This window comes from Roseateles sp., from assembly GCF_047654785.1.
Classification (GTDB): Bacteria; Pseudomonadota; Gammaproteobacteria; order Burkholderiales; family Burkholderiaceae_C; genus Pelomonas.
Genome location: NZ_JASGKQ010000002.1, coordinates 522,170 through 536,363 on the forward strand (window position 1 = coordinate 522,170; position 14,194 = coordinate 536,363).

General features: G+C 74.6%; 14 protein-coding genes. 6 read left to right on the top strand and 8 right to left on the bottom strand.

The window, feature by feature from the left end; genetic code table 11:
• Positions 1 to 50 precede the first annotated feature (50 nt).
• Positions 51 to 368, top strand: a complete 318-nt coding sequence (locus tag QM788_RS06855; RefSeq protein WP_415660735.1) for a DUF805 domain-containing protein — start codon at positions 51 to 53, stop codon at positions 366 to 368.
• A gap of 13 nt (positions 369 to 381) precedes the next feature.
• Here the strand turns inward: QM788_RS06855 and glpK are convergent, their stop codons facing one another.
• Positions 382 to 1,842, bottom strand: a complete 1,461-nt coding sequence (gene glpK, locus QM788_RS06860) for a glycerol kinase GlpK (RefSeq protein WP_415660736.1) — start codon at positions 1,840 to 1,842, stop codon at positions 382 to 384.
• Positions 1,843 to 1,868: 26 nt separating this feature from the next.
• Here glpK and glpD point away from each other — a divergent pair, with 26 nt between their 5' ends.
• Together glpD and QM788_RS06870 are read left to right on the top strand one after the other, a co-directional pair.
• On the top strand, positions 1,869 to 3,353 hold the full coding sequence (gene glpD, locus QM788_RS06865) for a glycerol-3-phosphate dehydrogenase (protein WP_415660737.1): 1,485 nt from the start codon (positions 1,869 to 1,871) through the stop codon (positions 3,351 to 3,353).
• Positions 3,354 to 3,394: 41 nt separating this feature from the next.
• Positions 3,395 to 4,360, top strand: a complete 966-nt coding sequence (locus QM788_RS06870; RefSeq protein WP_415661169.1) for a DMT family transporter — start codon at positions 3,395 to 3,397, stop codon at positions 4,358 to 4,360.
• On the opposite strand, the gene QM788_RS06875 is transcribed toward QM788_RS06870, so the two are convergent.
• The 3 genes from QM788_RS06875 to QM788_RS06885 are packed head-to-tail and all read right to left on the bottom strand — an operon-like array spanning position 4,335 to position 6,734.
• Positions 4,335 to 5,102, bottom strand: a complete 768-nt coding sequence (locus tag QM788_RS06875) for a metallophosphoesterase (protein ID WP_415660738.1) — start codon at positions 5,100 to 5,102, stop codon at positions 4,335 to 4,337. The genes QM788_RS06870 and QM788_RS06875 overlap by 26 nt on opposite strands.
• Entirely contained in the window at positions 5,102 to 5,863 is a 762-nt protein-coding gene (locus QM788_RS06880) for a UPF0149 family protein (protein ID WP_415660739.1), read from the bottom strand. Before QM788_RS06880 ends, QM788_RS06875 begins: the two co-directional genes overlap by 1 nt.
• 16 nt (positions 5,864 to 5,879) lie before the next feature.
• Positions 5,880 to 6,734, bottom strand: coding sequence for a 23S rRNA (adenine(2030)-N(6))-methyltransferase RlmJ (locus QM788_RS06885; protein WP_415660740.1), 855 nt, complete (start codon positions 6,732 to 6,734; stop codon positions 5,880 to 5,882).
• Between the two features lie 111 nt (positions 6,735 to 6,845).
• Between QM788_RS06885 and QM788_RS06890 the strand changes: the two genes are divergently transcribed.
• Complete coding sequence (locus tag QM788_RS06890) at positions 6,846 to 7,928, top strand: alkene reductase (protein ID WP_415660741.1); 1,083 nt, start codon at positions 6,846 to 6,848, stop codon at positions 7,926 to 7,928.
• Here QM788_RS06890 and QM788_RS06895 read toward each other — a convergent pair whose 3' ends face one another.
• Together QM788_RS06895 and QM788_RS06900 are read right to left on the bottom strand one after the other, a co-directional pair.
• Entirely contained in the window at positions 7,929 to 9,068 is a 1,140-nt protein-coding gene (locus tag QM788_RS06895) for a hypothetical protein (RefSeq protein ID WP_415660742.1), read from the bottom strand. It abuts the gene before it with no gap.
• Positions 9,065 to 9,628, bottom strand: a complete 564-nt coding sequence (locus QM788_RS06900; protein WP_415660743.1) for an MOSC domain-containing protein — start codon at positions 9,626 to 9,628, stop codon at positions 9,065 to 9,067. The genes QM788_RS06895 and QM788_RS06900 overlap by 4 nt, the downstream gene beginning before the upstream one ends.
• An 84-nt stretch (positions 9,629 to 9,712) precedes the next feature.
• Here QM788_RS06900 and QM788_RS06905 point away from each other — a divergent pair, with 84 nt between their 5' ends.
• A complete protein-coding gene (locus tag QM788_RS06905) occupies positions 9,713 to 10,960 on the top strand; it encodes a cation:proton antiporter (protein ID WP_415660744.1) in 1,248 nt (415 codons plus the stop codon).
• Complete coding sequence (locus QM788_RS06910) at positions 10,957 to 12,072, top strand: YbdK family carboxylate-amine ligase (RefSeq protein WP_415660745.1); 1,116 nt, start codon at positions 10,957 to 10,959, stop codon at positions 12,070 to 12,072. The genes QM788_RS06905 and QM788_RS06910 overlap by 4 nt, the downstream gene beginning before the upstream one ends.
• Here QM788_RS06910 and QM788_RS06915 read toward each other — a convergent pair.
• A complete protein-coding gene (locus QM788_RS06915) occupies positions 12,069 to 13,427 on the bottom strand; it encodes a sensor histidine kinase (RefSeq protein WP_415660746.1) in 1,359 nt (452 codons plus the stop codon). The genes QM788_RS06910 and QM788_RS06915 overlap by 4 nt on opposite strands.
• A gap of 6 nt (positions 13,428 to 13,433) precedes the next feature.
• Complete coding sequence (locus QM788_RS06920; RefSeq protein WP_415660747.1) at positions 13,434 to 14,171, bottom strand: response regulator transcription factor; 738 nt, start codon at positions 14,169 to 14,171, stop codon at positions 13,434 to 13,436.
• Between the last annotated feature and the right edge of the window lie 23 nt (positions 14,172 to 14,194).

Consider the following 14,194-nt stretch of genomic DNA (forward strand, 5'->3'; position numbering starts at 1 on the left):
CGGCCCTAGCATCGCGGCCTTGTTTCACCGCCCCAGGGGAGTGGCCCGCCATGACGTTCCAGGATTCCATCCGCACCTGCTTCAGCAAGTACGCCGACTTCTCCGGCCGCGCCAGCCGCCCGGAGTACTGGTGGTTCTTCCTGTTCCTCGTGCTGTGCGGCGTGGGGCTGATGATGGTCAGCGACTTCGCGTACTACGCCTTCGCGCTCGGCACCTTGCTGCCCGGGCTGGCCGTGGCGGTGCGCCGCCTGCGCGACAGCGGCCGCAGCGGCTGGTGGGTGCTGATCGGCCTGGTCCCGGTCGTCGGCGGCATCGTGCTGCTGGTGCTGCTGGCGCAGGAGAGCAAGGACGGCGCGCTCGTCCTCTGACGAACGCTCGCCCTCAGGCCAGCACCTGCCGCACCGCCCGGTCCCACTGCGCCAGCCGCGCGCCGGCCTCGTCGCGCGACATGCGCGGCTCGAAGGCGCGCTCCAGCTGCCAGAGGGCGCCGATCTCGTCCGCCGATGCGTAGACCCCCGCGCCCAGCCCGGCCAGCAGCGCGGCGCCCAGCGCCGTCGTCTCAATGACCCGGGGCCGCAGCACCGGGATGCCGAGCAGGTCGGCCTGGAACTGCATCAGCAGGTCGTTGGCCGACGCGCCGCCGTCCACGCGCAGTTCCGTGAGCCGCGCGACGCCGACGTCGGCGTTCATCGCGTTCAGCACCGCCGCGCTCTGGAAGGCGATGCTCTCCAGCGCCGCGCGCGCGATGTGGGCCTGCGTGGTGCCGCGCGTCAGGCCCAGCAGCGCGCCGCGCGCGTCGGGCCGCCAGTAGGGCGCGCCCAGGCCGGCGAAGGCGGGCACGAACATGACGCCGCCGGTGTCCGGCACGCTCAGCGCCAGCGCCTGCACCTCGCGACTGTCCCGGATGGCCCCCAGCCCGTCGCGCAGCCACTGCACCACCGCGCCGCCGACGAACACGCTGCCCTCCAGCGCGTACTGCGCCGCCGAGCCCGCCTGCGCGGCGCGCGTGGTGATCAGCCCCTGGGTGGACGCATGCGCCTGCGCGCCGGTGTGCATCAGCAGGAAGCAGCCGGTGCCGTAGGTGTTCTTGGCCTGGCCGGGCGCGAGCGCCGCCTGGCCGAACAGCGCGGCCTGCTGGTCGCCGGCCACGCCCGCGATCGGCACGCCGAACTCGCCGGCCACGCCATAGGCGCCGGCCGAGGGCAGCACCTCGGGCAGCAGCGCGCGCGGGATGTCGAACAGGGCCAGCAGCTCGTCGCTCCAGCCGCCGCGGTGGATGTCGAACAGCAGCGTGCGCGAGGCGTTGCTGACGTCGGTGGCATGGACCCGGCCGCCGGTCAGCTGCCACAGCAGCCAGCTGTCCACGGTGCCGAAGGCCAGCTCGCCGCGCTCGGCGCGGGCGCGGGCGCCCGGCACCTGGTCCAGCAGCCAGCGCAGCTTGGTCGCGGAGAAATAGGGGTCCAGCACCAGGCCGGTCAGCGCGCGGATGCGCGGCTCCAGGCCCTGGTGCTTCATCTGCTCGCACAGCGCCGCCGTGCGGCGGTCCTGCCAGACCAGCGCCCGGTGCAGCGGCTCGCCGGTGCGGCGGTCCCACAGCACGGTGGTCTCGCGCTGGTTGGTGATGCCGATGGCGGCGGGCCTCACGCCCGCCCGGGCCACGGCCTCGCGCGCGCAGGCGAGCTGGCCGGCCCAGATCTCCCCGGCGTCGTGCTCGACCCAGCCGGGCTGCGGGTAGTGCTGCGCCAGTTCGCGCTGCGCGACGGCCAGCAGCCGGCCGGCGCGGTCGAACACGAGCGCGCGCGAGCTTGAGGTTCCCTGGTCCAGCGCGAGCAAGGCGTCCATGGCGGTCGTTCACTTAGAGTGGCTGCATGGACGATTTTGACGTGGTGGTCGTGGGCGGCGGCATCAACGGCACGGGCCTGGCGCGCGACCTCGCGGGCCGTGGCTGGCGGGTGCTGCTGGCCGAGCGGGACGACCTGGCCGCGCACACCTCGTCGGCCTCCACCAAGCTCGTGCACGGCGGGCTGCGCTACCTGGAAACCCATGAGTTCCCGCTGGTGCGCAAGGCCCTGCAGGAGCGCGAGGTGCTGCTGCGCGCCGCGCCGCACCTGATCCGGCCGCTGCGCTTCGTGCTGCCGCACGCGCCGCACCTGCGGCCGGCATGGCTGGTCCGCGCCGGCCTGTTCCTGTACGACCACCTCGCGCGCCGCGAGCTGCTGCCGGGCTCGCACGGCGTGCGGCTCGCCGGCAGCGTCTACGGCGCGCCGCTGCGGCCCGAGTTCACGCGCGGCTTCGTCTACGCCGACGGCTGGGCGGACGACGCCCGCCTCGTCGTCGCCAACGCGCTGGACGCGCGGGCGCGCGGCGCCGAGGTGCTGACGCGCTGCGCCGTCACGCGCGCCGTGCGCGGCGCGGACTGGCGCATCACGCTGCAGGGCGGGCGCACGCTGCGCAGCCGCGCGCTGGTCAACGCGGCCGGGCCCTGGGCCGAGCGCTTCCTGCGCGAGCACGCGCAGGGCGCGGACGGCCGGCCGCTGCCGGCGCGCGGGCTGCGCCTGGTCAAGGGCAGCCACATCGTCGTGGCGCAGCGCTTCGCGCACGACCACGCCTACCTGTTCCAGAACCCCGACGGCCGCATCCTCTTCGCGATCCCCTACGAGGGCCGCTTCACGCTGATCGGCACCACCGACGTCGAGCTGCCCGCGCACCAGGCGCCGCCCTCGCGCGCGGCCATCGACGCCGCCGAGGTGGACTACCTGTGCGAGCAGGCCAGCCGCTACCTCGCCGCGCCGGTGCGCCCGGCCGACGTGCTGTGGACCTATGCCGGCGTGCGCCCGCTGCTGGACGGCGGCGGCCCGGCGTCCTCGGCGACGCGCGACTACCTGCTGGAGGCCGACGCCGCCGGCGGCGCGCCGCTGCTGAACGTCTGGGGCGGCAAGCTGACCACCTACCGCAAGCTGGCCGAGGACGGCGCGACGCAACTCGGCGCGCTGCTGGGCGAGCCGCGCCGGCCCTGGACACGCGGCGCCACGCTGCCCGGCGGCGACCTGGGCGAGCATGGCGTGGACCTCGCCGCCTTCACGGCCGGACTGCAGGCCCGCCACGCCGACCGCGCGCCCGCGCTCGTCGCCCGGCTCGCGCGCGCCTACGGCGACCGCGCGGACGGCGTGCTCGCCGCGCCGCCGGGCCGGGAGGTCGCGCCCGGGCTGTTCGAGGCCGAGCTGCGCCACCTCGTCGCGCAGGAATGGGCGCGCAGCGCCGACGACGTGCTGTGGCGGCGCGGCAAGCTGGGCCTGCATCTCGCGCCGGCCGAGCGCGAGGCCGTGCACGACTGGTTCGCCCGCGAAGCCTGAGCCGCCATGGCGCGAACGGTGGCCGCGGCATGATGCCGGCCATGCTGTCCGGTGTGCTGTTCGCCCTCGTCGCGGGCCTGATGTGGGGGCTGGTGTTCGTCGCGCCGGTGATGCTGCCGTCCTGCCCGCCCGCGCTGCTGGTGGCGGGCCGCTACCTCGCCTTCGGCCTCATCGCGCTGCCGCTGGCGCTGGTGGACCGCCGCGCGCTGCGCGAGCTGCGGCCGGCCGACTGGTGGGAGGCTGTCAAGCTCAGCGCCATCGGCAACTTCCTGTACTACCTGACGCTGTCGGCCGCCATCCAGCACGCGGGCGCGCCGCTGCCGACCATGATCATCGGCACGCTGCCGGTCGTCATCGCGCTGTGTGCCAACCACCGCAACCGCGTGCGCGACGGCCAGTTGCCGTGGCCGAGGCTGCTGCCCTCGCTGGCACTGATCGCGGCCGGCTTGGCGCTGGTGAACCGCGACGAGCTGGCCGCGCTGCGGGCCGGCCAGGGCGACCCGCGGCGCTACGCCGAGGGCGCGCTGCTGGCCCTGGCCGCGCTGGCCTGCTGGACCTGGTACCCCATCCGCAATGCGGACTGGCTGCGCGCGCACGGCGACCGCAGCCCCCGGGCCTGGGCGACGGCGCAGGGGCTGGTCACGCTGCCGCTGGCGCTCGCGGCGCTGCTGGCCGTGGGCGCGGTCCACGTCGCGGCGCCGGGCACGCTGCTGCCGGCCGGCCACGCCTTCCCGCTCGGCGACGAGCCGCTGCGCTACGTGGGCCTGATGGTGGCCATCGGCCTGTGCTCGTCCTGGCTGGGCACGCTGTGCTGGAACGAGGCCAGCCAGCGGCTGCCGACCTCGCTGTCGGGCCAGCTGATCGTCTTCGAGACGCTGTCGGCGCTGGCCTATGCCTTCGCCTGGCACCGGCGCATGCCGCCGCCGGCGACGCTGGCCGGCATCGCGCTGCTGATGGCCGGCGTCATGTGGGCGCTGCGCATCAAGCCGGTGCGAAAACCTCGATGACCCACTGGCCGTCGAAGCCGTCGGCCTCGCCCTTGCGCGCATGGCCGCGCGCGTTGCTGGCCACGCGGGTGGCGCCGATCCGGTAGTCCTGCCGGCAGTGCAGGTGGCCGTGCAGCCACAGCGCGGCGCCGGGCAGCAGCGCCTCGTCGTCGTTGCAGAAGCTGGCCGTGCCGGGCTGGCGGCCGTAGCGCGGGTCGGCGCTCCTCAGGCTGGGCGCGAAGTGGGTGATGGCAACGGTGGCGTCCCAGTCGCCCGTGCGCTGCAGCTCGCCGGCCAGCCAGGCGCGGCTGTCCAGCGCCAGCGCGCGCACGGCCTCGACGCCGAAGGGCTGGCCGTGGCGCGTGGCCTGCATGACCTTCTGGAAATAGCCGCCCGCCCGCATCGCGCGCTCGCGGCCGGCGGGGCCGAAGGCGTCGAAGTCGCACCAGCGCGTGCTGCCGGCGAAGCGCACGCGCCGGCCCCGGGCGTCGGCGATGACGACGGCCTCGTCGTCGAGCATGCGCAGGCCCAGCGCCTGCACGTGGGCGCGCAGCGCGTCGCGCGCGTCGTCCACGTCGCGGCCGTCGAACTCGTGGTTGCCCGGCACGAACAGCACCGGCACCGGCCAGCCGCGGAAGTGCTCGAAGCCGCGCCAGGTGGCGTCGATGTCGCCGGCCAGCACCAGCAGCTCGGCACCGGGTGCGGGCGTGGGGACATAGCGCTCCGTCTCCAGGTGGAGGTCGGAGAGCAGCTGCAGCCGCATCAGTTGGCGCCGTGGCAGGTCTTGTATTTGCGGCCGCTGCCGCAGGGGCAGGGGTCGTTGCGGCCGACCTTGGGCTGGTCGCGGCGGATGGTGTCGACGCGGTAGCGCGCCTCTTCCGTCAGGTCCGCCAGGTCGGCCACGGTGGCGACGAGCTCCTCGATCGCGGTGTCCAGGTCCTCCAGCGGGTATGCGCGGTCCAGCGTGGCGACGACTTCCTTTTCCTCCGCCGTCTCGGCCGGCAGGTGGCGGTACAGGCGGGCCATCGCGGTGGCGACGTCGTCGTCGGGCAGCTCGGCCAGCTCGGGGAAGCACAGCACCGCATGCTGGAAGCCGGCCACCCAGGGCATCAGCGCGCGCGAGATCGGGCCCAGCGCCTCGTAGCTGTCGCGGGCGGCGCGCTCCTCGTCGCTGGCGCCCTCGGGCAGCGGCTCGGGGGGCTGCTCCTCGTCGATGTCGAGGATGACCGGGTCGAACCAGCCGTCCTCCACCAGCCCGCGGTTCAGCGCGGCGTGGCGGCGCTGCACCAGCGCGGTGATGCGGTCCAGCCAGGCGGCGTCCGCCGACTCGGGCAGGCGGCCGCCGTCGTAGTCGAAGATGTTGGGCAGCCACTCGTCCACGTCGATGAGGCGGGGCTGCACGATGACGCCGCACAGGTAGCCGTCCAGCATGGAGGCGTCCAGCGGCTGCAGCGGCGCGGGCGTGGCGGCGAGGAGTTCGTCGAGTTCGGCGAACTCGGCGTCGGTCAGGTCTTGGGTGCTCATGGCGGGATTGTCCTCGTCAGGCCGCTTTGTGCTCCAGCACGTAGTTCGCGCCGTCGTGCTGGCCCAGCCGCTCGACCAGCAGCGGCAGGCAGTCGGCCAGCTCGCCGTGCAGCGTGAACGGCGGGTTGGCGATGAACATGCCGCTGCCGAGCATGCCGAAGCCGCGCTCGTCGGCCTGCGCCACGCTCAGGCGCACATGCAGCCAGCCCTTCTTGGCCATCGCGTCGGCGCTGGCCTTCAGGCGCGGCGCCAGCTGGGTGGACTCCAGCAGCTGCAGCTGCGGGTACCAGACCATGACCACCGTGTCGGCCGCGCGCTCCAGCGCCTCGCGCAGCGCGGCCAGCACCTTGGCGTAGTCGGTCTTGATCTCGTAGGGCGGGTCCATCAGCAGCGCGGCGCGGCGCGTGGGCGAGGGCAGCTCGGCCTTGATGGCGGCGAAGCCGTCGCGGTCGCTGACCTGGGTGTGGGGGCGGGCCTCCAGGTAGCTGGCGAGGATGCGGTGGTCGGTCGGGTGCAGCTCGTAGGCGCGCAGCCGGTCGGTGTCGCGCAGCACGAAGTTGGCGATGGCCGGCGAGCCGGGGTACTGGCGCAGCTGGCCGTCCGGGTTGAAGGCGCGCACCAGGCCCACGTAGTCGGCCAGCGGCGCGGGCAGGTCGGTGGCGTCGTACAGGCGCGCGATGCCGGCCGCGTACTCGGCGTTCTTCTGCGCGTAGCGGCCCTCGACCGAGTAGCCGCCGGCGCCGGCGTGGGTGTCGATCAGCGTGTAGGGCTTGTCCTTCTCGCCCATGTAGCGCAGCACGCGGGTCAGCACCAGGTGCTTGAGGACGTCGGCATGGTTGCCGGCATGGAAGGCGTGGCGGTAGGCGAGCATGGGCGGATTGTCGCTAACACACCGCCGTCCAACCCCACCCGGCCGGGGGAAGCGGCAACCCGGCTAGCCTTGCGGCCTTCGCATCCATCCCACGGAACCCCGCCCCCCACCATGCCCACCCTGTTCGACCCCGCCCGCTTCGGCGACATCCCGCTCGCCAACCGCATCGTCATGGCGCCGCTGACGCGCAACCGCGCGCCGGGCCAGCTGCCCCGGGCGCTGACCGCCGAGTACTACCGCCAGCGCGCCGGCGCCGGCCTGCTGATCACCGAGGCGGCCCAGATCCGCCCCGACGGCCAGGGCTATTTCGACACGCCCGGCATCCACAGCCCGGCGCAGATCGCCGCCTGGCGGCAGGTGACCGACGCGGTGCACGCCGCGGGCGGGCGCATCGTCATCCAGCTCTGGCACGTGGGCCGCATCTCGGTGAACCGGCTGCAGCCGGGCGGCGCGGCGCCGGTGTCGTCCACGGCCCGCGCCGCCAAGACGCGCACCTACGCGGCCCACGGCGAGCTGGTGCCCACCGACACCCCGCGCGCACTGGCCACCGGCGAGATCCCGGCGCTGGTCGCCGACTACGCGCAGGCCGCGCGCAACGCGATCGCCGCCGGCTTCGACGGCGTGGAGGTGCACGCGGCCAACGGCTACCTGATCGAGCAATTCCTGCGCGACAGCGCGAACGACCGCACGGACGCCTACGGCGGCCCCATCGAGAACCGCGCGCGGCTGCTGGTCGAGGTGATGGCGGCCGTGGCCGACGCGATCGGCGCGGGCCGCACGGCGCTGCGGCTCAGCCCGGTCACGCCGGCCAACGACATCGGCCAGGACAGCGACCCGCAGGCGCTGTTCAACCACGTGGCGGACCGCCTCGCGCCGCTGAAGCTGGCCTTCCTGGAGGTGGTGGAGGGCGCCACCGGCGGCCCGCGCGACAACGCGCCGTTCGACTACGCCGAGCTGCGCCGCCGCTTCGGCGGCCCCTACATCGCCAACAACGGCTATGACGGCGCGGCGGCGCTGGCGGCCGTGGCCGGCGGCCGGGCGGACGCGGTGGCCTTCGGCCGGCCGTTCATCGCCAACCCCGACCTGCCGGCACGCATCCGCGCCGGCCTGCCCTGGGCCGCGGCGCGCAAGGAGAGCTTCTACGGCGGCGGCGCCGAGGGCTACACGGACTATCCGGCGGCCGAGGCCGCCTGATCAGGACTGGAAGGCGCCCGGGTGCCGCGCCGGGCCGGCGAGCGCGACGCTGGCGTGCGGGTGGCGGTACTCGCGCACCGGGCTGAGCCGGACGCCCTCGGCCTCGCCCGCGTCCTGCGCCTTGCCGCGCAGCGGCGAGCCGGGCGCCAGCCGGAAGTCCTCGCGCACCGCGCGCACGAAGGCGTCCCAGTCGGCCGTGAAGTTGGCGCGCTGCGTCCAGGCGTTGTCGGCGGGCAGCTTCTGGCCGCCGACGAACAGGTTGTTGGCCAGCATCACCTCGGCCTGCCGCGGCGTCACGCGCAGCCAGATGCCGCCGCTGGGCCGCTGGTCCACCAGCGTGTTGTGGACCAGGTAGAGCGCCTGCCGGGGCCACTTGGCGCCCTCGACGCCGAACGAGATCACGTGCGGGTTGTCCGTCGTGGAGCTCTGCATGATGAGGTTGCCCATCACCACGGCCACGCCGCCGTTCGGGAACTCCAGCTCGTAGCTGGCGCGGCCGCCGATCTCGTCGCTCAGGCGGTTGTAGAGGATGTGGCTGACGGCCGCGCGGCTCTTCAGCAGGTGGCCCTGCATGCCGTGGTGGAAGTAGCTGCCCGTGACCGCCAGGCGCCGGATGCCTCCGACGTAGAGGTTGTGCGTCTGGCCGCCGCGCGGCAGGATGGCGCCGAAGTCGCAGTCCACGATGTCCAGCTCGATGGACTCGTCGTTGGCCGTCAGCAGGCCGTTCTCGTTGTCGCGGAAGCCGCAGTCCACCAGCGTCAGCGAGCCGGACTGCAGCCGGATGCCGGCGCCGTTGCGGTCGGGCACCACGCCGCCGCTGAAGTCGAAGCCCTCGATGCGCTGGCGCCGCCCCGTCGTCACGAACAGGCCCTTGCCCTGCGCATGCGCGCCGGCGCCGACGACCCGGACGCGGCCGCCCACGGCGCGCAGCGTCAGGTCGTGCTGGGGCCAGACGGCCACGTCGCCGACGTAGTCGCCCGCGTCCACCTCCACCCGCGTGCCGTCCGTGGCCTGGCGCGCGGCCGCGGCCAGCGAGCGCAGCGCGCGCGTCGGCCCCACCTGCAGCACCGGACCGGCATGGGCGCTGAAGGGCAGCAGGCCGGCCGCCGCCAGCCATTCCCGGCGTCGCATCGTCATCATGGCTTCCTCATCCTTGCCTTGAACAGTTCCGCCACGCCGACCTCGCGCGGGCCGGGCAGCAGCTCGAACGCCTCGCCCGCGGCGATCGTGCCCTCGCGCTTCACCGCGAGGTAGAAGCCGCAGTAGCCGCTCTGCGCCATCAGCCTGGCCGCCTGGCCGAAGCCGATGTGCGCGCTGAACTTGAAGCAGGGCTGGCGCGGCTCGGAGACGACCAGCTCGCAGTCGGGGAAGCGCAGCACGTCGCCCAGCCAGGCCCGGTTTTCCAGCAGGCCGGCGATCGTCAGGTTCTCGCCCAGGTCGCCCGGCTGCAGTGCGCCGGCCACCTGGGCCTGGCCGCGCACGGTGGTCCAGAAGGCGTAGTGCTCGTGCGGGTAGGCGTACACGGCCTTGGACAGGCCGCCATGTACGGTAAGGTCCGCCTGTTCGTCGCCCGCCAGGCCCAGCGCCCGCACGGCGACGCGCCCCTCGCGCGAGCGTTTGCGGATGGCGGAGTCCAAGGACTGGCCGCCGGCCGCGACGAAGTGCTCGACGCGGGCGGTGTTGACGCTGAGCAGGTGCATGGCCGCATTTTGATCGACGGCGATGCGCCCCCCGGGCGGGCCTGGCAGGCCCGCCCCCACCCATTCACTGGAAAGGAGTCGTGCATGACCGCACTCGACAGCGGCGCGAGGGTCTGGGCCGGCCTGGCCGTCACCCCGCCGGGCGAGCTGATGTTCATCGTCGGCGTGCTGCTGGCCGGCGCGCTGGCCGGCGAATTCATCGCCGCGACGACGCGGCTGCCGCGCGTGGCGGGCTACACGCTCGCGGGCTGCGTCGCGGCCGCCTTCGGCCACGGCGTGGCGATGCCGCTGAACGGCGCGGCGCAGACGGTGACGGACCTGGCGCTGGGCCTGCTGCTGTTCGAGATCGGCAGCCGCGTCCACCTGCGCTGGCTGCGCCGCAACCCGGGCCTGGCCGCCACCAGCCTGGCGGAGGCGCTGCTGAGCGCCGCCGCGGTGGCGGTGGTGCTGCGGCTGTTCGGCCTGGGCTGGCCCACGACCGTCGCCTGCGCCATCCTGGCCATGCCGGCGCCGGCCGCGGTGTCGGGCCGCGTGGCGATGGAGCTGGGCGCGGAGGGCCAGGTCACGCAGCGCGCCACGCTGCTGACGGCGCTGAACACGCTGTACGCCGCCGTCGCGCTGACGCTGGTGCGCACCTGGTGGGCCGCCGACGACGGCGGCAGCCTGCCGCAGGCGCTGGCCGGCCTGGCCATCTCGCTGCTGACCACGCTGGGCGTGGCCGCGCTGCTGGCGGGCGCGGTGTTCCTGGTCGCGCGCCGGCTGGATTTGCGCAACGAGAGCGCGGCGCTGCTGCTGTTCGGCCTGGTCGCCTTCGCCCTCGTCGCGGCGCGGGCCATCGGCGTGTCCACGCTGCTGATGCCGCTGCTGGCCGGCCTGCTGCTGCGCAACGCCAGCGAGCGGCCCTGGGTGTGGCCGCGCCATTTCGGCACCTCGGGCGGCGCGCTGGTGCTGATGCTGTTCGTCATCGTCGGCTCGGCGTGGACGCCGCAGATCCTGGTGGCCGGCGGCTTCGCGGCGCTGGCGCTGCTGGCGGCGCGCTTCGCGGCCAAGGCGCTGGCCATCGTCGCGCTGTCGCGCTGGTCCGGCGCCAGCCTGCGCCAGGGCGTGGCGCTGTCGATCGCGATGACGCCGCTGTCCGCCACCGCGCTGGTCATGCTCAGCGAGCTGATGCGCGCCGAGCCGGGCCTGGCGGCCGGCGCCGCGCCCATCATCCTGGCCAGCATCGCGGTGCTGGAGCTGGCCGGCCCCATCGCCGTGCAGTTCGCGCTGCGCCTGGCCGGCGAGCTGCCCCCGGCGCCGCGGCGCAAGCACAAGACGGAGACGACTCGATGAGCCTGGGTTCATTCGCCACCTCGCAGCCGCTGACGCTGGGCGTCGAGCTGGAGCTGCAGATCGTCAACAGCGACGACTACGACCTCGCGCCCGTCTCGGGCGACCTGCTGCGGCTGATGGCGCGGCACCGCATCCCGGGCGACGTGAAGCCTGAGATCACCAGCAGCATGATCGAGCTGTCCACCGGCGTCTGCGCCGGCTACGGCCAGGCGCTGGCCGAGCTGGGCGAGATCCGCAACGCGCTGGTGGACTGCGCCGGGCGGCTGGACGTGAGCCTGTGCGGCGGCGGCACCCACCCCTTCCAGCACTGGACGCGGCGGCGCATCTTCCAGACCGAGCGCTTCCACGAGCTGTCGTCGCTGTACGGCTACCTGTCCAAGCAGTTCACCGTGTTCGGCCAGCACGTCCACGTCGGCTGCCCGAGCGCCGACGAGGCGCTGGTGCTGCTGCACGGCATGAGCCGCTTCATCCCGCACCTGATCGCGCTGGCGGCCTCGTCGCCGTTCGTGCAGGGCGAGGACACGGGCTTCGACTCGGCGCGGCTGAACTCGGTGTTCGCCTTCCCGCTGTCGGGCCGCGCGCCGTTCGTGCAGACCTGGGACGACTTCGCGGTCTTCTTCGGCAAGATGACGCGCACCGGCGTGGTCTCGGGCATGAAGGACTTCTATTGGGACATCCGCCCCAAGCCCGAGTTCGGCACCATCGAGGTCCGCGTGCTGGACACGCCGCTGACCATCGAGAAGGCCGCCGCGCTGGCCGGCTTCATCCAGTGCTTGGCCCACTGGCTGACGCGCGAGAAGCCGTTCACGCTGAGCGAGGACGACTACCTGCCCTACACCTTCAACCGCTTCCAGGCCTGCCGCTTCGGGCTGGACGGCACCTTCGTCGACCCCGAGACCGGCGAGCACCGCGTGCTGCGCGACGATCTGCTGGCCGTGCTGAGCCGGCTGGACGGCCATGCCGCCGAGCTGCGCGCCGAGCCCGCGCTGCAGTACCTGCGCCGCGAGATCGCCGGCACCGGCAACGACGCGACCTGGTTGCGCCACATCGAGGCCGACGCCCACCAACTGGCCGAGGTGGTGCGCCGCGCCACCAAGCGCTGGCACGGCTAGGCGGGCAGCGCGATGCGCGCGCGCAGGCCGCCTTCGGCGCGGTTGCTCAGGCTCAGCGTGCCGCCGTGCAGCTGCACGCAGGACAGCGCGATGGCCAGGCCCAGGCCGAAGCTGTCGGCCACGCCGTCGTCGCCGCGCACATAGGGCTCGAAGACCCGCGCCAGCCGCTCCGGCGGGATGCCGGGGCCGTCGTCGTCGACGTCGATCCGCACGCCGCCGGCACCGGGCGGGTGCAGCACCAGCCGCACGCGCCGGCCATGGCGCAGCGCGTTGTCCAGCAGGTTGCCGATGGCGCGGCGCAAGGCCAACGGCCGGCCGCGCCAGGGCAGCGGCCCGGGCGGGGCCGCCAGCTCCAGCGGCTGGCCGGTGCCGCGCCGCGCATCGACGAGGCCGGCGCACAGCGCGGCCAGGTCCAGGTCCTCGCTGGCGTCGGCCTGGTGCTCGTCGCGGGCGAAGCGCAGGGTCTCGTCCACCAGCTCCTGCAGCTCGGCCAGCGAGCGCAGCATCGCGGCGCGCGGCCCGGGGTCGTCCACCAGCGAGACGCGCAGCCGCAGCGCGGTCAGCGGCGCGCGCAGGTCGTGGCTTATCGCGGCCAGCAGCCGGGTGCGCTCGTCCACGTAGCGGCCCAGCCGGGCCTGCAGCTCGTTGAAGCTGGCGCTCAGCTCGCGCAGTTCGCGCGGGCCGTGCAGCGGCAGCGGCGCCGGGCGCTCGCCGCGGCCGAAGCGCTGCATGGTGTCGGCCAGGCGCCGCCAGGGCCGCAGCAGGCGCGCCAGCGCCAGCGCGACCAGGCCGCCCGCGAGCAGGGCGCTGATCAGCAGCGAGGCCGCGATCAGCCGCGTGTCGCCCGGCTGCGCCATCGGCCCGAGCCGGGCGTTCAGCCAGCGCCCGTCGGGCAGCGCCAGCGCCACCCGCAGGCCGAACGCCGGCTGCCCGGGCCACCAGGCCGGCAGCCCGGCGCGGCGGCCCGGCAGCGGGTCGTCCAGCGGCCCGAGGCGCACGCGCACCGCCGGCGCCGCGCCGACGCGGGTGTGCAGCCCGGCGGCGAAGGCGCGCTCGTCGGTCGTCATCGGCCCCGCATCGACCCCGGGGGCGGCGGCCACCTGGAACACCGCCTCCGGCGACTGGGCGGCGCCCAGCAGTACGCCGATGCGCTCCGGCCGGGCGATTTCGGCGAGGCGGTAGACGGCGAGCAGCCGGTCCTGCACCTGCTCGCGCGCGACCGGGTGGACGCCGCCATGGGCATGCCACCACAGCGCCAGCACCAGCGCGTCGGCCAGCACCAGCGCCAGGGCCAGCACCGCCAGCAGCTGGGTGCGCAGCCGCAGCGGCCGGCGCACGCGGGGCAGGGCGCTCACGCCGGCTCAGGCGGCCAGCGGCGCGGCGGCGGCCGCCTCGCGGCGCACCGGCACGGCCAGCAGGTAGCCGTCGCCCCAGGCGGTGCGCAGCAGCGCCGGCCGGCGTGGGTCGGCCTCGATCTTGCGGCGCAGCCGGCTGACCTGGCTGTCGATGCTGCGGTCGTAGACCTCGGCGCCGTCGCTGCACAGGTCCAGCAGCCGCTCGCGGCCCAGCACCTCGCCCGGGCGCTGCAGCAGCACGCCGAGCAGGCGCGATTCGGCGGCGCCGAGCACGAGCTCGCGGCCGTCCTCGTGCCGCAGGCGGCGCTCGGCGGGGTCGAAGCACCAGGCGGCGAAGCGGTAGACCCAGGCCGGCCCGAGCTGCGCGCGCCGGCCGCAGCGGCGCAGCACGTTGCGGATGCGCGCGCTCAGCTCGTCGGGCTCGAAGGGCTTGATCAGGTAGTCGTCCGCGCCCGTCTCCAGCCCGGCGACGCGCTGCGCCGGCGCGGCCAGCGCCGACAGCAGGATCACCGGCGGACCGCCGGCCTGCTGCAGCTCGTGGCAGAACGCCAGGCCGCTGCCGTCGGGCAGCATCACGTCGAGCACGAGCAGGTCGAAGCCGCCGCCGGCCTGCAGCGCGCGGCGCGCGCCGGCCAGGTCGGCTGCCGTGTCCACCGCAAAGCCGCGGCGGCTCAGGAACGCATCGAGCGCGTCCCGGATCTCAGGGTGGTCATCGACGACCAGCAGCCGGCCAGCGCTTGCCATGGGTTGACAAACTTTCAAGAAGC